At 67.0% G+C, this 24,199-nt stretch carries 20 protein-coding genes, 1 tRNA gene and 1 pseudogene; 11 read left to right on the top strand and 11 right to left on the bottom strand.

Translation table 11 applies throughout. The features are described 5' to 3' along the window. Positions 1-40: 40 nt before the first annotated feature. Together BN1263_RS14480 and rlmD are read right to left on the bottom strand one after the other, a co-directional pair. Complete coding sequence (locus BN1263_RS14480; RefSeq protein ID WP_031270571.1) at positions 41-526, bottom strand: CYTH domain-containing protein; 486 nt, start codon at positions 524-526, stop codon at positions 41-43. A 34-nt stretch (positions 527-560) separates the two neighbouring features. Continuing rightward, a complete protein-coding gene (gene rlmD, locus BN1263_RS14475; RefSeq protein ID WP_058982090.1) occupies positions 561-1,895 on the bottom strand; it encodes a 23S rRNA (uracil(1939)-C(5))-methyltransferase RlmD in 1,335 nt (444 codons plus the stop codon). Between the two features lie 127 nt (positions 1,896-2,022). Here rlmD and BN1263_RS14470 point away from each other — a divergent pair, with 127 nt between their 5' ends. From BN1263_RS14470 to BN1263_RS14435, 8 genes and pseudogenes are all read left to right on the top strand, one after another. Next, entirely contained in the window at positions 2,023-2,751 is a 729-nt protein-coding gene (locus BN1263_RS14470) for a response regulator (RefSeq protein WP_058982198.1), read from the top strand. 591 nt (positions 2,752-3,342) lie between these two features. Then, the gene (locus BN1263_RS14465; RefSeq protein ID WP_058982088.1) at positions 3,343-3,774 is read left to right on the top strand and encodes a DUF2946 domain-containing protein; all 432 of its coding nucleotides are present in this window, start codon (positions 3,343-3,345) and stop codon (positions 3,772-3,774) included. Between the two features lie 72 nt (positions 3,775-3,846). Then, positions 3,847-5,910: pseudogene (locus BN1263_RS14460) on the top strand (TonB-dependent copper receptor). Between the two features lie 271 nt (positions 5,911-6,181). Beyond that, on the top strand, positions 6,182-7,288 hold the full coding sequence (locus BN1263_RS14455; protein ID WP_058982085.1) for an efflux RND transporter periplasmic adaptor subunit: 1,107 nt from the start codon (positions 6,182-6,184) through the stop codon (positions 7,286-7,288). Continuing rightward, positions 7,285-10,410: an efflux RND transporter permease subunit gene (locus BN1263_RS14450; protein WP_058982083.1), complete on the top strand. Its 3,126-nt coding sequence runs from the start codon at positions 7,285-7,287 to the stop codon at positions 10,408-10,410. Before BN1263_RS14455 ends, BN1263_RS14450 begins: the two co-directional genes overlap by 4 nt. Continuing rightward, positions 10,403-10,942 (top strand): GNAT family N-acetyltransferase, encoded by a 540-nt coding sequence (locus BN1263_RS14445; RefSeq protein ID WP_058982081.1) that lies wholly within the window; start codon positions 10,403-10,405, stop codon positions 10,940-10,942. Before BN1263_RS14450 ends, BN1263_RS14445 begins: the two co-directional genes overlap by 8 nt. A 179-nt stretch (positions 10,943-11,121) precedes the next feature. After that, positions 11,122-12,633, top strand: coding sequence for an alanine/glycine:cation symporter family protein (locus BN1263_RS14440; protein WP_021202003.1), 1,512 nt, complete (start codon positions 11,122-11,124; stop codon positions 12,631-12,633). Next, on the top strand, positions 12,634-13,467 hold the full coding sequence (locus tag BN1263_RS14435; RefSeq protein ID WP_058982078.1) for a TrmH family RNA methyltransferase: 834 nt from the start codon (positions 12,634-12,636) through the stop codon (positions 13,465-13,467). Between the two features lie 163 nt (positions 13,468-13,630). Here the strand turns inward: BN1263_RS14435 and BN1263_RS14430 are convergent, their stop codons facing one another. The 4 genes from BN1263_RS14430 to BN1263_RS14415 form a co-directional block, all read right to left on the bottom strand. After that, on the bottom strand, positions 13,631-15,052 hold the full coding sequence (locus BN1263_RS14430; RefSeq protein WP_058982076.1) for a M28 family peptidase: 1,422 nt from the start codon (positions 15,050-15,052) through the stop codon (positions 13,631-13,633). Between the two features lie 225 nt (positions 15,053-15,277). After that, positions 15,278-15,682 (bottom strand): large-conductance mechanosensitive channel protein MscL, encoded by a 405-nt coding sequence (mscL, locus tag BN1263_RS14425; protein ID WP_019660191.1) that lies wholly within the window; start codon positions 15,680-15,682, stop codon positions 15,278-15,280. Positions 15,683-15,736: 54 nt separating this feature from the next. Continuing rightward, a complete protein-coding gene (locus tag BN1263_RS14420; protein WP_019660190.1) occupies positions 15,737-16,453 on the bottom strand; it encodes a fumarylacetoacetate hydrolase family protein in 717 nt (238 codons plus the stop codon). Positions 16,454-16,528: 75 nt separating this feature from the next. After that, a complete protein-coding gene (locus BN1263_RS14415; protein ID WP_019660189.1) occupies positions 16,529-16,810 on the bottom strand; it encodes a hypothetical protein in 282 nt (93 codons plus the stop codon). Positions 16,811-16,988: 178 nt separating this feature from the next. On the opposite strand from BN1263_RS14415, the gene BN1263_RS14410 reads away from it, so the two are divergent. Continuing rightward, positions 16,989-17,324, top strand: coding sequence for a Rieske (2Fe-2S) protein (locus BN1263_RS14410; RefSeq protein WP_058982073.1), 336 nt, complete (start codon positions 16,989-16,991; stop codon positions 17,322-17,324). Between the two features lie 473 nt (positions 17,325-17,797). Here the strand turns inward: BN1263_RS14410 and BN1263_RS14405 are convergent, their stop codons facing one another. The 4 genes from BN1263_RS14405 to thiS form a co-directional block, all read right to left on the bottom strand. Then, positions 17,798-19,645, bottom strand: coding sequence for an SLC13 family permease (locus BN1263_RS14405; protein ID WP_019660187.1), 1,848 nt, complete (start codon positions 19,643-19,645; stop codon positions 17,798-17,800). Positions 19,646-19,672: 27 nt separating this feature from the next. After that, positions 19,673-20,407, bottom strand: a complete 735-nt coding sequence (gene trmB, locus BN1263_RS14400; RefSeq protein ID WP_019660186.1) for a tRNA (guanosine(46)-N7)-methyltransferase TrmB — start codon at positions 20,405-20,407, stop codon at positions 19,673-19,675. Continuing rightward, positions 20,407-21,201, bottom strand: a complete 795-nt coding sequence (locus BN1263_RS14395) for a thiazole synthase (protein WP_019660185.1) — start codon at positions 21,199-21,201, stop codon at positions 20,407-20,409. Before BN1263_RS14395 ends, trmB begins: the two co-directional genes overlap by 1 nt. A 106-nt stretch (positions 21,202-21,307) precedes the next feature. Then, positions 21,308-21,508 carry a sulfur carrier protein ThiS gene (gene thiS / locus BN1263_RS14390; protein WP_019660184.1) on the bottom strand — a complete coding sequence of 67 codons (201 nt, stop codon included), beginning with the start codon at positions 21,506-21,508 and terminating at the stop codon, positions 21,308-21,310. Positions 21,509-21,715: 207 nt separating this feature from the next. Here thiS and BN1263_RS14385 point away from each other — a divergent pair, with 207 nt between their 5' ends. Both BN1263_RS14385 and BN1263_RS14380 read left to right on the top strand, forming a co-directional pair. After that, on the top strand, positions 21,716-23,569 hold the full coding sequence (locus tag BN1263_RS14385) for an autotransporter domain-containing esterase (RefSeq protein WP_058982071.1): 1,854 nt from the start codon (positions 21,716-21,718) through the stop codon (positions 23,567-23,569). Between the two features lie 115 nt (positions 23,570-23,684). Continuing rightward, a tRNA-Gly gene (locus BN1263_RS14380) sits at positions 23,685-23,758 on the top strand. Positions 23,759-23,836: 78 nt separating this feature from the next. Here BN1263_RS14380 and BN1263_RS20540 read toward each other — a convergent pair. Beyond that, a complete protein-coding gene (locus BN1263_RS20540; protein WP_144435370.1) occupies positions 23,837-24,097 on the bottom strand; it encodes a hypothetical protein in 261 nt (86 codons plus the stop codon). Positions 24,098-24,199 lie beyond the last annotated feature (102 nt).

Raw genomic sequence — 24,199 nt, 5'->3', positions numbered from 1 at the left:
GTAAAGACGACTTAATCCCCTCCGTCCCCCTTTTTGGGGTTCACCACTCTGAATACGGCCGGCTGGCCAAGGCAACGTTGTAGTAACGGGCGTCATCGGTCACTTCGGCACCGACCCAGTCCGGCAGGTCGATGGCTTGGTCGGCGCTTTCCAGCTCGACTTCAGCCACCACCAGGCCGGCGTTGTCACCGAGGAACTCATCCACTTCCCAGGTCAGGCCGGCGTGTTCGACCAGATGGCGGCGCTTGTCGATCAGGCCGCCGACGCACAGCGCCAGCAGTGCGCGCGCGTCCTCCACCGGGATCGGGTAGTCGAACTCCTGGCGGGTATGGCCGAGGGTGCGCGACTTCAGGTTCAGCGCGGCGTGGTCGCCTTCGATGCGCACGCGCACCGAGGCGTTCTGGGTGCCGCGGTCGAGCGCGCCCATGTCGTTGATGTAGCCCTGCGCCATCGGGATCACCCGATGCGCGGCGGTGCGCCAGCCATCGCTGCTGACCAGGAATTTGCGTTCGATTTCGATGCCCATGGCGCAATTATGCGCCACGGGTGATGACACCTGCTCAGCGCTTCTCGAATACCGCGATGCTTTCCACGTGCGCGGTGTGCGGGAACATGTCCATGGCACCGGCGCTGACCAGGGTGAAGCCCTGTTCGTTGACCAGATAGCCGGCATCGCGTGCCAGCGAGCCCGGGTGGCAGCTCACGTAGACAATGCGCTTGAACTGCTTCAGCGGCAGCTGCTGCAGCACTTCGATCGCGCCCGAGCGCGGCGGATCCAGCAGCAGCTTGTCGAAGCCCTGGCGCATCCACGCCGTGCTGCGCTGGTCCTGGGTCAGGTCGGCGCTGAAGAACTGGGCGTTGGCCAGGCCATTGCGCTCAGCATTCTCACGGGCGCGCGCGACGAGGCCGGCATCGCCTTCCACGCCAACGACCTCGCGCACGCGGCGGGCCAGCGGCAGGGTGAAATTGCCCAGGCCGCAGAACAGGTCCAGCACGCGCTCATCCTCACCCGGCTCCAGCAGATCCAGGGCATGGGCGATCATCTTTTCGTTGAGCTTGGCGTTGACCTGGATGAAGTCCAGCGGGCGGAATGCCAGTTCCACATCCCAGGGCGCCAGCCGGAACGACAGGGGCACACCCTGCCCGTCCAGCGGCTGCACGGTGTCCACGCCACCGGACTGCAGGTAGATCACGAAGCCATGCTGCTGGCCGAAGGCGGCCCAGGCCGCACGGTCCGCATCGCTGAGTGGCTGCAGGTGGCGCACGGTCAGGACCACGGCCTGGTCGCCGGCGATGAACTCAATCTGCGGAATATCGCGCTTGCCATCGAGCGATTCGATGAAGGTGGACAGCGCCTCGACCTTGGTGCCGATCTCCGGGATCACGGTCAGGCACTGGCTGAGGTCGGCGACGAAACGCGGATCCTGTTCACGGAAGCCGACCAGGGTCTTGTCCTTCTTCTCGACCCGGCGCACGGAGAAGCGGCCCTTACGACGGTAACCCCAGCTGTCGCCGACCAGCGGCGCAAGCACGGTGCCCGGCTTCACATGGCCGATCCGCTCCAGGTTGTCCATCAGCACGCGCTGCTTGGCGACGATCTGCTGGTCTTCGTCCAGGTGCTGCAGCACGCAGCCGGCGCAGGTGCCGAAATGCGGGCACTTCGGGGTCACGCGCTGCGGCGAGGCCTGCAGAACTTCCAGAGTGCGCGCTTCGTCGAAATGGCGGCTGCGGGCCGTCTGTTCGGCCATCACCACCTCACCCGGCAGGGCGCCGCCGACGAAGGTGACCTTGCCGCCCTCGCCTTCACGGCGGGCGACGCCACGACCATCATGGCTGAGGTCGAGGATTTCGGTCTGGAACGGGGTACGGTCGATGCGGGAGCGGGATCGGGCCACGTGGCAACAGGCTGCGGGCAAGAATGGGGGCGTATTGTCGCAGATCCTGACCGGCAGGGTCCGGACCCGCTTGCGCCCGCCGCCGCCGTGCTTGATGATTGCAGCAGCTGACATGGAGGCAGCCCTGATGCAGATGACCCCGCGGGCCAGCCGGCCCCGCTTCCTGCTTGTCGAGGACGACATCATCAGCCGCGGTTTTTTCAAGGCGGCGTTGGAAACGTTACCGGCGGATGTGGACACCGCAGATTCGCTGGCCAGCGCTTTGGCCAGCGCCGAACCCGGCGCGCACGACCTGTGGCTGATCGACGTCAACCTGCCGGACGGCAATGGCGCGCAGCTGCTGCGCGAACTGCGCCGTTCACATCCCGACACCCCGGCGTTGGCACATACCGCTGACGGTGACACGTCCGTCCATGCCCGCCTGCGCGAAGCTGGCTTCAGCGACACCCTGGTCAAGCCGCTGGGCCGCGACCAGTTGCTGAAGGCGGTGCGCCGCGCACTGGTGAACAGCCCGGCGGGGATCTCCGTTGCCCCGGCCCCGGCAGCGGTCGAGCTGCAGGTGCAGGACTGGGACGAGACAGCGGCACTGGCCGCGCTCAATGGCCAGCGCAACCACTTGATCGCCCTGCGTGAACTGTTCCTGGCCGAGCTGCCGGGGGTGCGTGACGCGGTCGAGCAGGCGGTGGACCAGCATGATGAGCGTCAGCTGCGCAGCCAGTTGCACCGGTTGCAGGCGAGCTGTGGGTTCGTGGGCGCGGCACGCTTGGCCCGGGCGGTGCGCCAGCTGCATCATGCGCCGGAGTCCGGGCAGGCCCAGGATGGGTTCCGCGCGGCGGTGGCGGCCCTGCTGCATTGAGGGTTGGTCGGCAGGGCTGCGCCCTGCACCCGCAGAGGCTTCAAGCCAGAGCAACACCAAAGGCCAGAGCCAGAGCGGCTCTGGCCTTCTGCTTGTTGGGCGGGCCGGTGTGGGTGGGCAGGACACGCCGTAAACCCGTCCCTGGGGGCTCGATGGCGCCATCCATGGCGCCAACGGTCCTGCCCACCCACACCGCCCCACCCCCGACAGATTTCCGGTGACGGTTGGACCATCCACGCCATGCGTGGATGAATTTCTGTCAGATATCGAAATCAATCTGGGGTTGGATCCGTTTTCCTGCGGAAAACGGATCCGACCCCACGCCGTTCCGACAGCTCGCGGAACACTTTCGAAGGCGGGGTGGGTCCGGTTGCGGGAGTGTCCGCGGCATGGATGCCGCGGCCAAGCCCCCATGGATGGGTTTACGGCGTCTCCCGCAACCGGACCCGCCCCGCCATCCCACGGATTGCCCGCTTTTGACGTTGACGTTGACGTTGATTCGGCGGGGGGGGGGCGCAGCCCTGCCGATAAACCCCTCCTGCGACGGTTCGTCGCACAGGGCAACCCTGGACCCGCCTCTACACTAGCGCGGTGACCCGCCTGTCCCGCCCGCAGCCCCTTCTGCTCCAGCTCGCCATCCTGGCGACGCTGCTGATGGTACTTGCGCCACTGGTCAGCCGCGCGCTGCAGGCGCCGCCGATGGGCCACGCCGCGATGGCGGGCATGGACCACGCCGCCATGGGCCATGGCATGCACAACATGACCATGGCCGGGCACGACCCGCATGGCGCTTCGCAGGCAGCACCCAACCGCCCAGCCGACCCCCACGCCATGCATGGCGAAGCCTGCGAATACTGCGTGCTGGCCATGCGCCTGCTGCCGTGGCTGGCGGTGCTGGTGCTGCAGTTGCCGCTGCTGTGGCGGCCGCGCCTGGTGTTCCCGGGGTCGCAACAGGTGCTGCCGGCACTGCGCTGGTCGGCGCATGCCGCACGTGGGCCACCGCGCTCCTCCATCGTCCGCTGATGTCCCTATCGAATCTGCCGCACGACGCCTGACCGGGCGCCGTGCGCGCGTGCGTACCTTGGAGCTGTTCCGATGAAAATGACTTCCCGCCCCGCGGGCGCCTGCGCGCGCCTGCCGGTTGCCCTTGGCCTGGCCGTGGCCGCGTCACTGGCCCACGCTGCGCCTGCCGAAGAAGCGCGCACCCTCGACACGATGGTGGTCACTGCCGCCGCGCCTTCGTCGCCACTGCACTGAGTGACCGATCCGCGCCTGCCGCGGCAGCCGGTCCCCGCCAGTGATGGCGCCGATTACCTGAAGACCGTGCCTGGCTTCTCCGCCATCCGCAACGGCGGCACCAACGGTGACCCGGTGCTGCGCGGCATGTTCGGTTCGCGGCTGAACATCCTCAGCAACGATGGCAACCTGATCGGTGCCTGCCCGTCGCGCATGGACAATCCGCTTTCCTATATCGCGCCGGAGAGCTTCGACCGGTTGACCATCATCAAGGGCCCGCAGAGCGTGCGCTGGGGCGCAGGTGCCTCGGCCGGCACCATCCGTTTCGAGCGCGATACGCCGCGCTTCGAGGAACCCGGCCTGCGTGCCGATGCCAGTGGACTGGTCGGCTCGCGCAACCGCAACGACCAGGTGCTGGACCTGACGCTGGGCAATCCGGCCGGTTACGTGCGTGCCAGCGGCAATCGCTCGGAAGCGGACGACTACAAGGATGGTCATGGTGACGTGGTGCCGTCGAAGTGGCGCAAGTGGAACGGCGACGTGGCCATCGGCTGGACGCCGGACGCCGATACGCTGCTGGAAATCTCCGCCGGTGCCGGCGATGCTCTCGCGCGCTATGCCGGGCGTGGCATGGACGGCGCCGCGTTCGAGCGCACCAGCTACGCGGCACGCTTCGAGAAGCGCAACCTGCCGGGCGCGTGGGAAACGTTGCAGGCCAACGTGTACTACAACGAAGCCGACCATGTGATGGACAACTACACGCTGCGCACGCCGAATCCCAACAGCATGATGCCCATGCCGATGGCTTCGAATGTGGACCGCCGAACCCAAGGCGGCCGGGCCAGTTCCGAGTGGCGCTGGCAGGAGGTGCAGCTGGTGGCCGGTGTGGACGGTGAGGACAGCCGCCACCGTGGCCGCAACGGCATGGGCCGCGATACCTACCGCCAGGCCGCGTGGCAGACCGATGCGAACTTCCACCGCCATGGCGTGTTCACCGAGTTGACCCTGGGTGCCGGCACGGACCAGCGCTGGATCAGTGGCCTGCGCATCGACCGTGCCAGCGCCCGCGATGAGCGGCAATCGATCGGCGGCATGATGGGCAACCGGCCCAATCCCAGCGCCGGGCAGACGCGCAAGGAATGGCTCGGCAGCGGGTTCCTGCGCTACGAGCAGGACCTTGCCGACGGCCTGACCTGGTACGCCGGCCTCGGCCACAGTGAACGCATGCCCGACTACTGGGAGCTGTTCTCGCCCAACCATGGCCCGTCGGGCGCAGTGAACGCGTGCACCGGCGTGCAGCCCGAGCGCACCACCCAGCTCGACATGGGCTTGCAGTTCAAGGGACCGCGTGTGCAGGCATGGGTATCGGCGTATGCCGGGCAGATCCAGGACTACATCCTGTTCACCTATCACGGCAGCGGCATGATGGGCATGAGCCAGGCCAACAACGTCGATGCGCGCATCGCCGGTGCCGAAGCCGGGCTGGAAGTGAGCCTGGCTGCGCAGTGGAAGCTGGGTGGCACGCTGGCCTATGCCTGGGGCGAGAACCGCGACCAGCAGCGTCCGCTGCCGCAGATGCCGCCGCTGGAAGCGCGCCTGAGCGCGAACTGGGAAGGCCAGCGCTGGAGTGCCGGTGCGCTGCTGCGCGCAGTGACCCACCAGCATCGTGTCGCAGATGGCCAGGGCACTGTGGTCGCGCAGGACCTGGGGCCGAGTGCCGGCTTCGCTACCTTCGCGCTCAATGCCGCTTACCGCTTCAGTTCGCAGCTGCAGCTCAGTGCGGGCGTCGACAATCTGTTCGACCGCGCCTACAGCGAGCACCTGAACCTGGCCGGCAGCGCCGACTTCGGCTTCCCGGCCGACCCGGTGCGCATCAACGAGCCCGGGCGCAGCCTGTGGATGAAGGTGAACTACCGGTACTGATCGGCCGGGTAAAAAAACGGGGCCGGATCCCCGCCAGGATCCGTCCCCGCCCGACGCCCTCTGTCGGGCAGCTTCGACTCTACGATGACAACGCCTGCGGCGCACGGCGGGATACACCTCGACACATGCCGACACCGCTGCTGCGAGCCTTGCACGGAACAGGTTCACGGCGCTATCGCGCCGCCGGTGCCACGCCAGTAAACGCTTGGCACATATCGCTTCCACGGGTGCTTGCCTACACTCGGCGGCCGTGGATCTATCAGGACCGTTCATGTTGGCTCGCATTGCTTCGACCCTGGCCCTTGGCCTCAGCCTGGCCCTTCTGGCCGGGTGCGGGGGCAAACAGGAGGCCGCCGCCCGTCGGCAGGGCGAAGCGGTGCCGGTGACCGCGCAGGTCGTGCAGTCCTCGCAGTGGAATGACACGCTGCAGGCGCTGGGCACGGCCAAGGCGCGCGAGTCCATCAGCGTGACGGCCAAGGTCAGCGAAATCGTCGAGAAGGTGCACTTTGAAAGTGGCCAGCATGTGGCCGCCGGTGCGCCGATCGTGACCCTGCGCGGGCAGGCCCAGGAGGCCGCGCTGGTGCAGGCGCAGGCCACCTTCCACGAAGCCGACCAGCTGTACAGGCGCCAGCGCGAGCTGGCCTCCCAGCGGCTGGTGTCCAGCGCCACGCTGGATACGCAGAAGTCGATCCGCGATGCGGCCGAGGCGCGCGTGATGCAGATGCAGGCCGACATCGGTGACCGCCGCGTGCGCGCGCCGTTCGCTGGCGTGCTCGGCATCCGCCAGGTCAGCCCCGGCTCGCTGGTGACCCCGACCACGGTCATCGCCACGCTCGATGACATCGAGCACATGCACGTCGATTTCCAGGTGCCGGAAGTGGAACTGGCTGCGCTGGGCGTCGGTGACAAGGTCAGCGCCACCAGCGTGGCGTGGCCGGGCCGCACCTTCGAGGGTGAGGTCAGCACCATCGATGCGCGCATCGATCCGGTCACCCGTGCGGTGACCGTGCGCGCCGACTTCGCCAACGGCGATCATGCGCTGCGCCCGGGCATGCTGCTGGACGTGCGGCTGTTCCGCCCCGAGCGCCCGGCGCTGGTGGTCCCGGAAATCGCCGTGGTGCAGGTCGGCCGCGATACTTTCGTGTACCGCATCAAGGCCGACGACAGCGTCGAGCGCGTGGACGTGGTCACCGGTGCGCGCCGCGCCGGCGTGGTCGAGATCAAGCAGGGGCTGGAAGCGGGCCAGCGCATCGTGGTTGATGGCACCGGCAAGCTGCGCCCGGGCCTGAAGGTCGCGGCCGGGGATGCGGCACCGGCCAGCGGCGCGAAACCGGCTGCCGCGCCGGCACCGGCGTCGGCCGAGGGGCACGGCGGATGAAACTGTCCGACATCTCCATCCAGCGGCCGGTGTTCGCCGTGGTGATGAGCCTGCTGCTGCTGGTGCTGGGCGTGATGTCCTTCACCCGCCTGACCCTGCGCGAGCTGCCTGCCATCGACCCGCCCATTGTTTCGGTGTCGGTGGATTACACCGGTGCCTCGGCGGCGGTCATCGAAAGCCGCATCACCCAGGTGCTGGAAGATGCGCTGGCCGGCATCGAAGGCATCGATACGATCAACGCGCGCAGCACCAACGGCCGCTCGCAGGTCAGCATCGAGTTCACCTCCAACCGCGATATCGAAGCGGCGGCCAACGACGTGCGCGATGCGGTCAGCCGCGTCGCCGACCGCATGCCGGAAGAAGCGCGGCCGCCGGAAATCGCCAAGGTCGAAAGCGATGCCGACCCGATCATCTGGTTCAACATGGTCTCTTCGACCATGGACACGCTGGAACTGAGCGATTACGCCGACCGCTATGTGGTCGACCGCTTCTCCAGCCTCGACGGCGTGGCCCAGGTCCGCATCGGCGGCCGCCAGCGCTATGCGATGCGCATCTGGCTGGACCGTGACCAGCTGGCCGCACGTGGGCTGACCACCGGCGACGTGGAAACCGCACTGCGCAACGAGAACGTGGAACTGCCGGCCGGCCGCATCGAGTCGACCGACCGTGATTTCACCCTGCGCGTGGAGCGCAACTACATCAAGCCCGAGGATTTCGCGACCATCCCGCTGGGCAAGGGCCGCGACGGCTACGTGGTGCGCATGGGCGACGTGGCGAAGATCGAACTGGCCTCGGCCGAGCGCCGCGCCTACTACCGCAGTAACGGCGAGCCGGGCATCGGCCTGGGTATCGTCAAGACCTCCACCGCCAACTCGCTGGACGTGGCGCGCACCGCGCGCGCTGAAGCCGAGCGGGTAGCACTGACCCTGCCCAAGGGCACGCAGATCTTTGTTGCGTTCGACAACACCACCTTCATCGAAGCCGCCGTTGATCGCGTCTACGCCACGCTGGTGGAGGCGATGATCCTGGTGCTGGCGGTGATCTGGCTGTTCCTCGGCAGCTTCCGTGCCGCACTGATTCCGGCGGTGACCGTGCCGGTCTGCCTGGTGGCCGCGTTCATCGCACTGTACGCGTTCGACTTCTCGATCAACCTGCTGACCCTGTTGGCACTGGTGCTGTGCATCGGCCTGGTGGTGGACGATGCGATCGTGGTGGTGGAAAACGTGCAGCGCCGCATCGACCTGGGCGAGCCCCCACTGGTGGCCTCCAAGCGCGGTACCACGCAGGTTGCCTTCGCGGTGATAGCCACCACCGCCGTGCTGGTGGCGGTGTTCCTGCCGGTCGGCTTCCTGGAAGGCAATACCGGGCGCCTGTTCCGCGAGCTGGCGGTGGCGCTGGCGGCAGCGGTGGCGCTGTCCGCATTCGTAGCGCTGACGCTGACGCCGATGATGGCGTCCAAGCTGCTCAAGCCGCACACCGGGCAGGCACCACGTGGCCTGCATGGCTTCATCAACCGCAATCTGGAGCGCCTGGCCTCGGGCTATGGTCGCGTGCTCGACCACCATGTCGACCGCACCTGGATCTACCTGCTGGTGATGGTGGCCGCACTGGCTGCCAGCTGGGGCCTGCTCAAGCTGCTGCCGTCGGAACTGGCGCCGGCCGAAGACCGCGGTTCGTTCCAGATCATGATCGACGGCCCGGAAGGCGCCGGCTACGACTACACCGTGCAGCAGGTGCAGCAGGTGGAAGCGATGCTGGCACCGCATGTCGGCCCGGACAAGCCGATCGTGCGTGCCAACCCCCGCGTGCCGGGCGGCTGGGGCGCCAGCGAGGAAATGCACACCGGCCGCGTCAGCATCTTCCTGCAGCCGTGGCGCCAGCGCAGCGAGGGGACGCCTGAAGTGGCCGACGCGCTGCAGAAAGAACTGGACACCATCCGCGGCGTGCGCGTGCGCACGCAGGTGGGCGGTGGCCTGGTGCGCAGTGGCGGGCAGCCGTTCCAGATCGTGCTGGGCGGCCCCGAATATGCCGAGATCGCGCAGTGGCGCGACCGCATCCTGCTGCGCATGGCCGACAATCCCGGCCTGGTCGGCCCCGACTCGGACTACAAGGAAACCCGGCCGCAGATGCGGGTGAACATCGACCGCCAGCGCGCGGCCGACCTCGGCGTGCCGGTCACCGCGATCGGATCGGCGCTGGAAACCATGATGGGTTCGCGCCGCGTCACCACCTTCGTCGACAACGGCGAGGAGTACGACGTGCTGGTGCAGGCCGGGCGCGATGGCCGTGCCAGCCCGGCCGACCTGGCCGCGATCCGCGTGCGTGCCACCTCCGGCGAGCTGGTGCCGCTGTCCAACCTGGTCACGCTGAGCGAAGTGGCCGAGGCCGGCACCCTGAACCGCTTCAACCGACTGCGCTCGATCACCATCAGTGCCGGCCTGGCGCCAGGCTATCCGTTGGGCGAGGCCATTGCCTGGGCACAAAACGTGGCCCGGGAAGAGCTGCCGCAGTACGCACAGGTGAACTGGAAGGGTGAGTCGCGTGAGTACCAGAGTGCCGGCGGTGCGGTGCTGCTGACCTTCGCGATGGCCCTGCTGGTGGTGTACCTGGTGCTGGCCGCGCAGTTCGAAAGCTTCATCCACCCGCTCACCATCATGCTGACCGTGCCGCTGGGTGTGCTCGGTGCGCTGGTCGGCCTGTGGGTGAGTGGCGGCACGGTGAACCTGTTCAGCCAGATCGGCATCGTGATGCTGGTTGGCCTGGCCGCGAAGAACGGCATCCTCATCGTCGAATTCGCCAACCAGCTGCGCGATGACGGGCGCACGGTGCGCGAGGCGATCATCGAATCGGCGATGGTGCGCCTGCGCCCGATCCTGATGACCTCGATCGCCACCGTGGTCGGCGCGATCCCGCTGGTGGTCGCCGGTGGCCCCGGCTCGGCCAGCCGTGGCACGATCGGTATCGTGATCATCTTCGGCGTAACCCTTTCGACCTTCCTGTCGCTGTTCGTGGTGCCGGCGTTCTACGCACGGCTGGCCCCGTACACCCGCTCGCCGGAAGCGGTGAAGCGCGAGTTGGAGAAGCAGGAAGCGGAATCGCCGTCGGTGGGTGGCCATGCCTGACCCGACCACCGTGCTGCGAGGTGAAGGCTTCCAATTGCGCCCCTGGCGCCCGGATGATCTGGAATCGCTGCTGCACCACGCCAACGACGCCGAGGTGTCACGCGGTCTGCGCGACCGCTTCCCTTACCCGTACACGCGCGGGGATGGCGAGGCGTTCCTCGCCGGCCGCGTGCTGACTCCCGGCACCCTGAACCTGGCCATCGAGATCGACGGCCAGGCCTGCGGCAGTATCAGCGCCCAACAGGGCGTGGCCGAACGTGGGCATACCGCCGAACTGGGTTACTGGCTGGGCCGGGCCTACTGGGGCCAGGGCCTGATGACCCGGGTGGTCGGTGTGTTTGCGCCTTGGGTGATGGACGAGCTGCGCCTGTTCAGGCTGCAGGCCACGGTGGTCGACTTCAATCTCGGCTCGGCCCGGGTGCTGGAGAAGAACGGCTTCCAGGAAGAGGGCGTGGAGCGCTGCGCGGTCTACAAGCGCGGCGTGCTGCACGACCTGCGCCGCTTCGCCCGGGTACGCACGCAGCTGCCCTGAACGCGCGGGCTGGCCGCTGTAGCGCCGAGCCCATGCTCGGCTGATCCCGGGGCCCAAGCCGGGCATGGGCTCGGCGCTACAAGACAGCGCTACCGCAGCGGCCTTCGATCAGGGAGAATCGACCGGTCCCCTCCAGCCGACGGGACGTCCTTACAACCCGCCGACTGGAGAGAGCGCGCGTGGAAGCAACCGTACACTTCATCAACAGCATCATCTGGAGCAAGGCACTGATCTTCGTGTGCCTGGGCGCCGGCCTGTTCTTCAGCCTGCGCACGCGCTTCATGCAGATCCGTGGCTTCTTCGAAATGTGCCGCCTCACCGTCAGGGGTGAGAAATCCGATGCCGGCGTGTCCTCGTTCCAGGCGCTGGCCATGTCGATGGCCGGCCGCATGGGCATCGGCAACATCGCCGGCGTGGCCACGGCCATCGCCTTCGGCGGCCCCGGTGCGATCTTCTGGATGTGGGTGATGGGCTTCCTCGGCGCGTCCACGTCGTACGTGGAATGCACCCTGGCGCAGATCTACAAGACCAAGGACGCCGAAGGCCGCTACCGCGGTGGCCCGGCGTACTACATCGAAAAGGCCATGGGCCTGAAGTGGTACGCGCTGGCCTTCGCCATCGCCACGATCATCGCCGCAGGTTTCCTGATGCCGGGCGTGCAGGCCAATGCCATCGCCGACAGCATCATCAACGCCTGCCGTGGCACCGCGCTGTGCGGGCCGCTCGACGGCCAGGCCTTCGGCATGGAATCGGTGCAGGCGCTGAAGCTGGGCATCGGCATCGTGGTCGCGCTGCTGCTGGGCGTGGTGATCTTCGGTGGCGTCAAACGCATCGCCAACTTCGCCGAAGTGGTGGTGCCGTTCATGGCTGCCGGTTTCATCCTGATGGCCATCATCATCATGGTCATCAACTACGACCGCGTGCCGGAAATGTTCGGCATCATCTTCCAGAGTGCCTTCGGCACGCATGCCGCATTCGGCGCGATGATGGGCCTGGCGGTGGAGTGGGGCATCAAGCGCGGCATCTACGCCAACGAAGCCGGCCAGGGTTCGGGCCCGCATGCAGCGGCCGCCTCGGAAGTCTCGCACCCGGCCAAGCAGGGCTATGTGCAGGCATTCGCCATCTACTTCGACACCATGATGGTGTGCACCGCCACCGCGTTCCTCATCCTGGCCAGCGGCACCTACAACGTGTACTCGCCGGCAGGTGCCAGCGCACCGCCGATCTTCCAGGGCCTGGCCGGCATTCCGGAAGGCGCGGGCTACGCGCAGGCGGGTGTGGAAGCGGTGCTGCCGGGCTGGGGTTCGGCATTCGTGTCCATCGCCATCTTCTTCTTCGCCTTCACCACCATCATGGCGTACTACTACATGGCCGAGACCAACCTCAGCTATGTAAACCACAACAGGAAGCGCCCGCTGACGGTGCTGGTGCTGCGCCTGGGCATCATCGGCATGGTGGTGTTCGGCGCGTTCCACAATGCCACCCTGGCCTGGGCGCTGGGCGACATCGGCGTGGGCCTGATGGCCTGGCTGAACATCATTGCCATCCTCATCATCCAGAAGCCGGCGATGCTGGCCCTGCGTGACTACGAACGACAGAAGAAGCTGGGCCTGGATCCGGTGTTCGACCCCGATGCCTTGGGCATCAAGAACGCCGATTTCTGGCGCCAGCGCAAGCAGGAGAGTGTGTAAGTGAACAACCCTTGGAACAACCGCCGCCCGTCCGCCCGTCCGCCGCGCGCAACGCCGTTGCCGCGCCCGGAGGTGCCGGCCACGGGCGGTGGTGGACGCGGTGGCAGCGACGAGCTGCGCCTGTACGGCCTGAATGCCGTGCTGGCCGCGTTCGAAGCGCGGCCACAGGCGCTGCGCAAGCTGTACCTGCTGGAGGCGCGCATTCCGCGCCTGCAGCCGCTGCTGAAGTGGTGCGTGGCCAACCGCGTGGGGTATCGCGTGGTTGAAGACGGCGATCTGAACAAGCTCGCCGGCACCACCCATCACGAAGGCGTGGTGGCCGACATGCTGCGCGCACCGGCACTGCCGCTGGCGCAGTGGCTGCAGCAGGTCGGTGACGGCCCGGCGCTGGCGCTGTGGCTTGATGGCGTGGGCAACCCGCACAACCTCGGCGCGATCCTGCGCTCGGCCGCACACTTCGGCGCCAAGGCGCTGCTGCTGCCGGCCGGCAGCACGCTGGCGCTGTCCGGTGCCGCCGCGCGCGTGGCCGAGGGCGGTGCAGAAGCGGTGCCGCTGGTGCAATTGCCGGAGACCGCTCAGGCAATGGCACAACTGCGCGCAGCCGGTTTTGGCCTGGCCGCAACCCTGGTCGAGGGCGGTGATGACGTGTTCCGCGCGTCGTTGCCGGCCCGCCTGGTCTACGTGATGGGCGCGGAAGGTGAAGGCATGGATCGCGGTTTGGCCAGTCAGTGTGACCAGCAGCTGTCGATTCCGGGCAGCGGCGCGGTTGAAAGCCTGAATGTTGCTTCCGCCACGGCCGTGCTGCTGGCGCAGTGGGCGAGCAGCCGCGGCTGAGTGACGCCCGGTGGGTGCGAACCCTGGTTCGCACCGCTCGTGCCGCTGTGCTTGCCGGGCATGGCCCGGCGCTACCGATGCGGGATCTGACTTGGTGGGTGCGAACCTTGGTTCGCACCGCTCTTCCCGCCGCAAACGCCGGGCATGGCCCGGCGCTACCGCATCATTCGTTCGGCGGCGTGGTCGCCTTGGCCTCGCTGCCGAAGCTGCCATCGGCTTCCGCCGCCAGGTAGGCGAACACAGTATATGCGGCCACGTTCTGTGCCAGTGCCTTCGGGTCGATCTTGTCCAGCGTGTCGTCGGCGGTGTGGTGCAGGTGGAAGTAGTCCGAGCCGTCCTGCGCCAGCCACGCCCACGCACCGCCCTTGGCAGCCAGCGGACCGACGTCCGGGCCCGGGCCACCCTTGTCGGCCTGGTATTCGATGCCCAGCGGCTTCATCACTTCGGCAATCTGCCTCGTCGCTTCACGCGAGCCGTCCGGATTCGGCGAACCGGTATTGAAGGCGTAGATGCGGCCTGCGCCGAAGTCGCTCTCGGCGGCCAGCTGGTGCAGGGCTACGTCCTTCGCGTGCGCTTCGGCATAGGCCTTGCCGCCATACAGGCCCTGTTCCTCGTTGGCGAAGGCGATCACGCGGATGGTGCGCTTCGGTGCCTGCTTCAGCTGGCCGATCAGGTGGCCTGCGGCCATGGTGATGCCCACGCCCGCGCCGTCATCCACCGCGCCGGTGCCCAGGTCCCACGAATCCAGATGTCCGCCGATCACCACTACTTCCTTCGGCAGGCTGCGGCCGGTGATCTCGCCGATCACGTTGTACGAGGTCGCCGTACCATCCCAGCCGCAGTCCAGCGCCACCTTCACCGTGGTGCTGCCACGGGCCAGCAGGCGGGCCAGCTGGTCGGCATCGGGCACCGACAGTGCCGCAGACGGCACCGGGGTCAGGCCGTCATCAAAACGGGTGATGCCGGTGTGCGGCACGCGGTGCGAGTCGGTGCCGGCCGAACGCATCAGGAAACCGACCGCGCCCTTGCGGATCGCCTCGGACGGACCCTTGCTGCGGATCGCGCCGCCGCGGCCGTAGTCGCGGCCATCGCGGAACGGCAGCATCTGGTAATCGACGAAGGCGATCTTGCCCTTGAGCGAACCGGCCGGCGCCGCCTGCAGTGCGGCCAGGTCGGCGAAGCGCACCACCTCGGCTTCAACGGTGCCGCCCGGGCTGCCGCCCAGTGCGGTGATCTGCAGCGGCTGCGGATTTTTGCCGGTCACGGCAGCGTGTTCACTGCGGCGCTCCCACTTCGGGAAGGTCACCGGTTCCTTCCACACCTTGTCGAAGCCCAGTGCCTTGAACTTGGCTTCGGCCCAGGCCACGGCGCGGGCGTCAGCCTCGCTGCCGGCAATGCGCGGGCCGATCTCGGTGGTGAGCGATTCGACCACCTTCCAGCCGGTGTCATCGGCCAAGGCTTGGTCGCGCAGCTGTGCGGCGGTGGCCAGCGACGCCGGGGGCAGGGTAGTGGTGTGCGGCGCCGCGAAGGCCGGGGCGGCCAGCAGGGCGAGGGAGGATGCGATGGCAAGAACGCGGCGACGCATGGACAACTCCGGGAAGGGACCTAAGCCTTGGAGCTTAACAGTCGTTCAGCCCGGCGCATGGGCGGGAGGTCATGGCAGGCGCGGATGCTGTTTTCCGCCAGATGCAGCAAAGCGAAAGCCCCGCCGGGGCGGGGCTTTCGCCTGCTTCTGCGGTAGCGCCGGGCCATGCCCGGCGAGCGCAGCGGCAAGATGGCGTCCCGCCGGGCATGGCCCGGCGCTACTACCTTATTTCTTCAGGCTGTCGCGGATCTCGCGCAGCAGCACCACTTCCTCGGCCGGTGCGGCCGGGGCAGCTTCCTTCTTGCGAGACAGGCGGTTGATCGCCTTGACCACGATGAAGATCGCGAAGGCCACGATCACGAACTGGATCAGGGTGTTGATGAAATCACCGTAGCCGATCACCACTGCCGGAATCTCCTTGCCGTCCGGGCCGATCCGGGCCGGCGACAGCGTCCACGCCAGCTGCGAGAAGTCCACCTTGCCGATCAGCAGGCCAAGCGGCGGCATGATGATCTTCTCGACCAGCGCCGTTACGATCTTGCCGAAGGCCGCGCCGATCACCACGCCGACGGCGAGGTCGATGACGTTGCCGCGCATGGCGAATTCCTTGAACTCGGTGAGCATTCCCATTGTTGTTTTTCTCCGGTGGGGAAGTGGACAGCGCGCAGGGTAGCGCAGGTGACGTCAGCCGGCGATCACGCCGTGGCGCTCGGCCACGTTTTCCAGGCGGGCACTGAAGCGGTCGCCGGGCTTCAGCGCAGCCACCCCGGACGGGGTGCCCATGAACACCAGGTCACCGGCACGCAGCTGCCACAGCTTGGACAGCTCATGCAGGATCTCCGGCACGTTCCAGATCATCTGGTCGAGCAGTGCCTGCTGGCGCACCTCGCCGTTGACCTCCAGCGACAGGTTCAGCGCAGCCAGGTCGCCGACTTCTTCGGCGTGGACGATTTCGCTGATCGGCGCGGAGGCATCGAACCCCTTCGCGGCATCCCAAGGATGGCCCTTGTCCTTGGCTGCGGCCTGCAGGTCGCGGCGGGTCAGGTCCAGGCCGACGGCGTAGCCGTAGACCAGCGCATCGGCGTCGGCGACGGCCAGCTCGCCGGCCGGCGCATCGCGGCCGATCGCCACCACCAGTTCCACTTCGTGGTGCAGGTTGGCGGTTGCTGGCGGATAGGGGATGGCATCGTCGTGGCCGACCACGATGGCGTCGGCCGGCTTGCTGAAGAACATCGGGCGGCCGCGGTCATCGGCCGCCGGCACCGCCGCGCCCATTTCGCGGGCGTGGTCGGCGAAGTTGCGGCCGACGCAGTAGATACGGTGCACGGGGAAACTGCCGCCACCGGCTACCGGTACACGCGGCAGGGCTACGGCAGGGATCACATCGGAGACATCGGACATGCGGGCATCCAGGAAGGGCGTGCCCGCAGTCTAGAACGCATGGCGCCCGCCGTCAGCGGGCGCGGAAGGCCTGGATCAGCGCGAGGCCGGCAACACCGGCTTGCGCACCACGCGGTACTCACCCTCGACCACCGTCGGGTCGACCGGACGCGCGGCGCCCGGCTTGCGCGAGGCCAGCAGCTTCCATGCCAGGCCAACCAGGATCATCGCGGCACCGACGAACACACCGATGAACACCATCGCGGCCAGGATCGCCAAGCCGAGCAGGCCCACGGCAACGCGCACCAGCGGATGACGCGGCTTGCGCGGCGCGAACAGGGTGCGGAACTGGTTGAAGGCGGATGCGCGGTTGAACATGGCGGCTCGATAGGCTGGGATCAGCGAAATCAGAGTATCGGGACGCGCCACTGTCATTGAGTGAAAAACTCGTTAAATATAGCCTGTGCTTATTACGGATCAATGACTTGTGTTCATGTCACAGCCAGTCACCTGAGCAGGCATGCGACAATTCCGGTTTACCGTCCGAGCTTTCGCCATGACTATCGCTGCTGCCCTGATCGCCCTTGATGCCATTGCCGATGGCGCGTTTGCCGAGGTCGAAGCGGTGGTCAATGGCGATGCCGAATCGCTGGTGCTGTACCGCGACGGCGCGCAGGTGCGCGCATTCCTGAACATCTGCCCGCACGCCGGCCGTCGCCTGGACTGGGCCCCGGGCCAGTTCCTGAAGAGCCGCGAGGGCCACCTGGTGTGCGCCGCGCATGGCGCCTCGTTCATGCTGGACAGCGGCGACTGCATTGCCGGCCCGTGCAAGGGCGACCGCCTGCGTGCGGTGCCGGTCGATATCCGCGATGGGCAGGTCTATCTGGCCTGAGGCCGGAAGCAGTCGAGCACGGCTCGACTCTACAAAAGCCGTGTCGACCAAGGTCGACACCCACCAGCAGCACAGAATGCCGTTTCGACAGTTCGCGGAAAACTGTCGAAGGCGGGGTGGGTCCGGTTGCGGGGGCGTGAGCCGCATGGGCCCGAGGCATGCCTCGGGCGGGTTGGGCAGGACGCCCAACCCTGGTCTTGCCGTGTGCGCAGGACTGCGCACACGAGCAAGCGGCGACCGAGCTTACATGGGTGAGGGCGCTTTGCTTGCGAAGCACTGCTTCGCAAGCGCCCGAACGCACAGCCGCCAGCGGCTGGGCCGGGCCCCGGAGGGGGACTTGCAGCGTCCCCCGTAACCGGACCCACCCCGCCATCCCACGGAATGCCAGCCTTTGACGTTGACGTTGACGTTGACGTTGACGTTGACGTTGATTCTGCGGGTGCAGGGCGCAGCCCTGCCGATAAATTCAACCCTCAGAACATCAGGTTGATCATCAACACCACCACGCAGGTGTAGATCAGCGACAACGGTCCGCCGACCCGCCACATCTCGCGCGGGGTGTAATTGGCCGGGCCGGTGATCATCGAAATCACCGGGTTGGAGGCCGTCATCAGGTTGTTGGACGCCGACAGCGCCACGATCAGCGCGAACGCGGTCGGGTTGCCGCCCGCCGCCAGTGCCAGGTTCACCGCGATCGGTACCATCACGATGGTCGCGCCCACATGGCTGATCACCAGCGAGAACGCCGTGGTCAGCAGTGCCAGCGCCACCTCCAGCACCCACACCGGGATGCCGGTCGGCAGCTTGTCGATGGTATGGCCAGCCACCCATGCCGCCGCACCACTGGAGTCCATCGCCCAGCCGAGCGGGATCAGCCCGGCCATCATGAACACCGTTTTCCAGTTGATCGAGGCATAGGCCTCGTCCATGCGCAGCACGCCGGTCAGCAGCATGCCGGCCACGCCGGTCATCAGCGTCAGCGCGACCGGCAGCTTGCTGGTCAGCGCGATCAGGATGGTCAGCGCGAAGATCGCCATCGCAATCTTGAACTTGTGCGGGCGCTGCTCGCCGGTCGGATAGTCGGTCACCACCACGAAGTCGCGGCTCTTGGCCGCCTGTGCCAGGTCGGTCCAGATGCTGTGGAAGACCAGCATGTCGCCTGCACGCAACTGCACGTCGCGCACGTCCTCGCGGATCACCTGCTTGTCGCGGTTGATCGCCAGCAGGCTGATGCCACGCTCCTTGCGCAGGCGCAGGTCGGCCGCGCTCTTGCCGATCACGTTCGAGGTCGGCGGTACCACCGCCTCGGAAATACCGGCGCGGCTCGGGTTGAACAGGTCACCCAGGTGCTTCAGGCGCGAAGACATGCGCAGGAACTGGTTCTGCGCGAAATCGTTGATCTGCTGGCGCGGGCCCATCGCACCGAGCACGCTGCCTACCCAGATGCGCATCTCCGCCGGCGGCGCCAGGCGGGTGTCATTACCGGTTTTCAGGGCCAGCAGCAGCGGGGCGTCGTGCAGGTTCTCGGCCTCGCCCAGGGTCATGCCCACCAGCGGACTTTCCGCGCTGACCACCAGCTCGAACACATCGCCTTCGATGCCATAGGTCTTGGCGAAGTAGCTCTCGGTGCGTGCTGGGGTGACCCCGTCGTTGACCAGGGTTTCTTCCTCGATCAGCTTGCGGTCGCCGTAGTAGCGGAAGTACAGCAGCGAGGCGATCAGCAGTGCCACGCCAATCGGCAGCGGCGCGAACATGCGCAGCGGCTCGATGGTGGCCAGGCCGGAAGGCAGGTTGTTGTTGGCCGAGGCCAGCAGATCGTTCAGCAGGATCAGCGGCGAATTGCCGACCATGGTCAGCGCACCGCCCATCACGATCGCCGCCGAGATCGGCAGCAGCAGGCGCTGCATCGTCAGCCCGGTGCGCGCTGCCAGTCGCGAGGCGACCGGCAGATACAAGGCCATCACCGACGGGTTCTGCATGAAGGACGAGTTCAGGCCGGCGATGGCGGTGGTCATCATCAGCAGCCGCTGTTCGACGCCGTGGCCGCGCCGCAGCAGCCATGCGGCCAGCCGGTTCAGCGCCCCGGTGCGGTCCAGGCCCGCACCGAGGATGGTGGTGGCGATGATGCTCATCACCGCGTTACCGGAGAAACCGCCGAAGATCTCCTCCGGCGCGATCAGGCCGGTGACACCGAGTACCACCAGCACCACCAGCGCGACCACGTCGGCGCGGATGCGCTCGAACAGGAACATCGCCATCGTGAAGCCGACCAGCCCGAGCACGAGCTTCATGTCGTTGGTCAGCGTCAGCGCGGTATCCATGTGGGGCGCGGCGTCCTCAGGCGATCGTCAGGTGCGGTCGTACAGCAGGTCCCAGACGCCGTGGCCGAGTTTCTGGCCGCGGGTCTCGAAGTGGGTCTGCGGGCGCCAGTCCGGACGCGGCACGCTGCCACGCGGGCCGGCGCGGTTGACCAGGCCGGCAGTCGCGTCAAGCACGTCCCACATCTGCTCGGCGTAGTCTTCCCAGTCGGTGGCGCAGTGCAGGCGGCCACCCGGGCGCAGCTTGCGCACCAGCAGCTCGGCAAATGCCGGCTGCAGCAGGCGGCGCTTGTTGTGGCGCTTCTTGTGCCACGGGTCCGGGAAGTAGATGCGCACTTCATCGAGCGCGCCATCGGCGATCTCGTTCTGCAGCACTTCCACCGCGTCATGGTGGTACAGGCGCACGTGGTCGGCATTGTCCTCAGCCAGCGCGTTCAGCAACCGGCCCACGCCGGGGGCGTGCACTTCGATGCCGATGTAGTCGCGCGACGGATCGTGCTGGGCGGCGAAGCGCAGCGCGGCACCGTTGCCGAAGCCGATTTCCAGCACCTTGTGTGCCGGGCGGCCGAAGGTGGCATCCAGGTCACGCGGCTGGCCGGTGTAGTCGAGGCCGAAGCGCGGCCAGCGTTCGTCGAACGCGCGCTGCTGGGCGGGGGTGAAACGTCCCTGGCGCAACACGAAGCTGCGCACCTCGCGGCGGCCCTCGCTTACGGTGAAGGGCTTGGGTGGGGCCTTGGAGCCGGCGCTGTCAAAAGGATTGGTCATCAGCCGATCAGCCCGTCCACCGGAGAGGATGCGCTGGCGTAGCGCTTGCGCGGGATGCGCCCGGCCAGGAAAGCCTCGCGGCCGGCCTCGACTGCCTTGCGCATGGCAGTGGCCATCAGCACCGGGTTGCGCGCACCGGCAATGGCGGTGTTCATCAACACGCCGTCGCAGCCCAGTTCCATCGCGATCGCCGCATCCGACGCGGTGCCCACGCCGGCATCAACAATGATCGGCACCTTGGCGTCTTCGATGATCTGCAGCAGGTTGTACTTGTTCTGGATGCCCAGGCCCGAACCGATCGGCGCGGCCAGCGGCATCACTGCGGCGCAGCCGATCTCTTCCAGGCGCTTGGCCAGGATCGGGTCGTCGGAGGTGTAGACCATCACCTCGAAGCCGTCCTTGACCAGCTGCTCGGCGGCCTTGAGGGTCTGCACCACGTCCGGGTACAGGGTCTTCTGGTCGCCCAGCACTTCCAGCTTGGTCAGGTTGTGGCCGTCCAGCAGCTCACGGGCCAGGCGGCAGGTACGCACCGCGTCTTCGGCGGTGTAGCAGCCAGCGGTGTTGGGCAGGATGGTGAAGCGCTCCGGTGGCAGCACGTCCAGCAGGTTCGGCTCGCCCGGGTTCTGCCCGATGTTGGTGCGGCGGATGGCCACGGTGACGATCTGGGCGCCAGCAGCCTCGGTGGCCAGGCGGGTTTCTTCCAGGTCCTTGAACTTGCCGGTGCCGGTGAGCAGCCGCGAGCCATAGGTCTTGCCGGCGATCACCAGCGAATCGGGGGAGACGTGAACGTTCATGGCGCGATTATCGCCTATCCGCCTGAAGATGGGATCACGCAATGGCGTGCCGGCCGTGGATCGGCATGGGTAGTGCCGGCCGCTGGCCGGCAAACCCGGACAGGCCTCAGCCCCCACCCAGCGCGTGCACGATCTCGACAATGTCGCCTTCAGCCAGGACATGCTCGCGATGGCGGCTGCGGCTGACGATCTCGCCGTTGACCTCCACTGCCACCCGGCGCTGCAGCAGCTGCTCGGCCTCGAGCAGGTCGTGAAGGGTCGCCGAGGCGGGCAGGGTGCGGGGTTCGCCGTTGAGCTGGATGTTCATTCCTGCATTGTCGCTTATAGCCCTTCGTGATCGGAACGTTTGCAATTTGATCGGGGCGCCAGCTCCAGCACAGCAGGCTTCGGCGTGCTCAGGCGACAATCCATGCGGCGGCGCAGCGTGAGCAAACGGCGGCCCGGTGAAACCATTGACCGTGCGCCGGCGTACGTGTGCCGGATTCCAACCTATTTACCCCACAGGAGTTCCTAGATGCAGCTCAGCAAACACCCGATCCGCTCCCTGATGGCGGCTGCGATCGCACTCGCCGCGCTGCCGGCCATGGCAGGCGAAAGTCCGTATTCCAAGGCCGTGTTCTTCGGCGACAGCCTCACCGACGCCGGCTATTTCCGGCCGCTGCTCGATCCGGGCGTGCAGCCGGTCACCGGCCAGTTCACCACCAACCCGGGTTGGGTGTGGGCACAGCAGGTCGCCAACTACTACGGCCTCAACGGGGGTGCCAACGGCAACGGCCAGAGTGGCGACAACTACGCCGTGGGCGGTGCCCGGGTATCGGTGGACGAGGCCGGTGGCCTGGGCGTGATTCCGTCGCTGAAGTCGCAAGCAACCCGCTACCTTGCCGCGAACGGTGGCAAGGCTGACGGCAACGCCCTGTACACCGTATGGGGAGGCGCCAATGATCTGTTTGCGGCCACCCGTGCGGCGGCAGGTGGCGCGTCGCAGGCCCAGGTGCAGGGCATCATCGGCGCAGCGGTCACCGACCAGATCGCGCTGGTAGGTGCGCTGAAGCAGGCTGGTGCCCAGTACGTGCTGGTACCGAACCTGCCGGATGTGGGCATCACCCCGCAGTTCCGCGGCCCCAATGCCGCCGCCGCCACCGCACTGTCGGCCGGCTACAACAAGGCGCTGTACGGTGGCCTGAAGCAGGCAGGCATCGAGTTCATTCCGCTCGATACCTTCAGCATCCTGCGCGAAGTGACTGCCAATCCGGGCATGTACGGCTTCACCAACGTCACCAGCACCGCCTGCAGGATCGATCCGAACAACTCCACCGCCAGCATCATCGGCTGCAACCCGACCAGTTACGTCAGCCCGGATGCAGCCAACACCTACCTGTTCGCCGACGGCGTGCATCCGACCACCGCCGGCCATCAGCTGCTGGGCCAGTATGCTGTCTCGGTGCTGGAAGGCCCGCGTCTGCAGCAGGTGCTGAGCCACTCGGCCCAGACCATCGGCCGTTCGCGTGCCGACCAGGTCAGCATGCACCTGGGTGGTCGCCCGGCCGATGGCCTGTCCTGGTGGGGCGGCGTGCGCGGTGACCTGCAGCGTTATGACCATGCCGACCTGTACGACGGCCTGGCGCCCGCCGGCCTGTTCGGTATCGACTGGGCACGCGACGGCATGGTGTTCGGCGGCTTCGCCGGCTTCGGCCGCCTCAACGCAGACTTCGGCAACAGCCGTGGCGACTTCACCCAGAAGGACACCACTGCCGGTCTGTTCGCCGGCTGGTATGGTGACCGCATCTGGATCAATGGCCAGGTCAGCTACACTTGGCTGTCCTATGACGTGAACCGCAAGGTCCAGCTGGGTCCAGCCACCCGCGAGCACGGTGGTTCGCCGGACGGCAGCAACCTGACCGCCGCGCTGAACGCCGGCTACGAGTTCGGCACCGAAGGCGGTTTCCGCCACGGCCCGATTGCTTCGGTGATCTGGCAGAAGGTGAAGATCGATGGCTACACCGAAAGCGCCGCGACCGGCACCCTGGCCACCGCACTGGGCTACGACCGCCAGAACGTCGATTCGACCGTCGGCCGCATCGGCTGGCAGGCCCGCTTCGATGGCGGCACCGTCAAGCCGTACGCGCAGGTGACCTACGACCACGAGTTCGAAGACACCAAGCAGGCCAGCGCATGGCTGCAGACCCTGCCGGAACTGGGCAGCTATCGCGTGCCGGGCCTGAACTTCGACAAGAACTACGCCACCGTGGTGCTGGGTGCCCGTACCGAGCTGTTCGGCCTGCAGAGCAACTTCGGCCTGAGCGCTTCGGCCGGGCAGAAGCGTGCCCAGGACGCGACGCTGTTCGCCAATTTCAGCGGCAGCTTCTAAGCAGAAACCAGGCGGGGCCGGATCCCTTTCGGGAACGAAAGGGCGCCGGCCCCGCTCTGATGCGGGGGCACCATTGCGCAACACCGCCCCCAGCGCATAGACTTTCCACCGCAACGCGGGCGTAGCTCAATGGTAGAGCTGTAGCTTCCCAAGCTACTGACGAGGGTTCGATTCCCTTCGCCCGCTCCATGTCTCCCAACGGGTTTCTGATTTTCCAGCGCTCCGCAATATGGAAGGCGCTCCGCAAAATCCGTTGACGCCCGTCTTCTATGGCATCAGGTCCAATCCAAGCTGGCCGCGTTGCGCGTCTTCAGCACTGGCCGCATAGAACGTCCACAGTCCGACGCTGCTGACCTCTGAGCTGCCTGGTTTGTCGTCGAACTTCGACAGACCGCCATGGGCTTCCCATCTGCCTTTGCACGAAGCCGCATCCAGCGCCGCCATTACCTCCTTACGCTGGCCTGGATTGACTGACAGGGCCAGGCGATCAAACTGCACTCGCTCGTACGGTGATTCGGTAGTCATCATGGTTTTATCTCCTCGTGTTGTGTGCGGAGATTACCCACCATCGTCTTTGATATCTGCAGTAACGCCCGCGTAACAGTCATCTTCTGGTCGGTTTTGAGGCGG

It is taken from the genome of Stenotrophomonas thermophila, from assembly GCF_001499715.1.
GTDB lineage: Bacteria > Pseudomonadota > Gammaproteobacteria > Xanthomonadales > Xanthomonadaceae > Stenotrophomonas > Stenotrophomonas hibiscicola.
The sequence above is the reverse complement of the archived record's forward strand: the minus strand, read 5'-3'. Positions and strand labels throughout refer to the sequence as shown.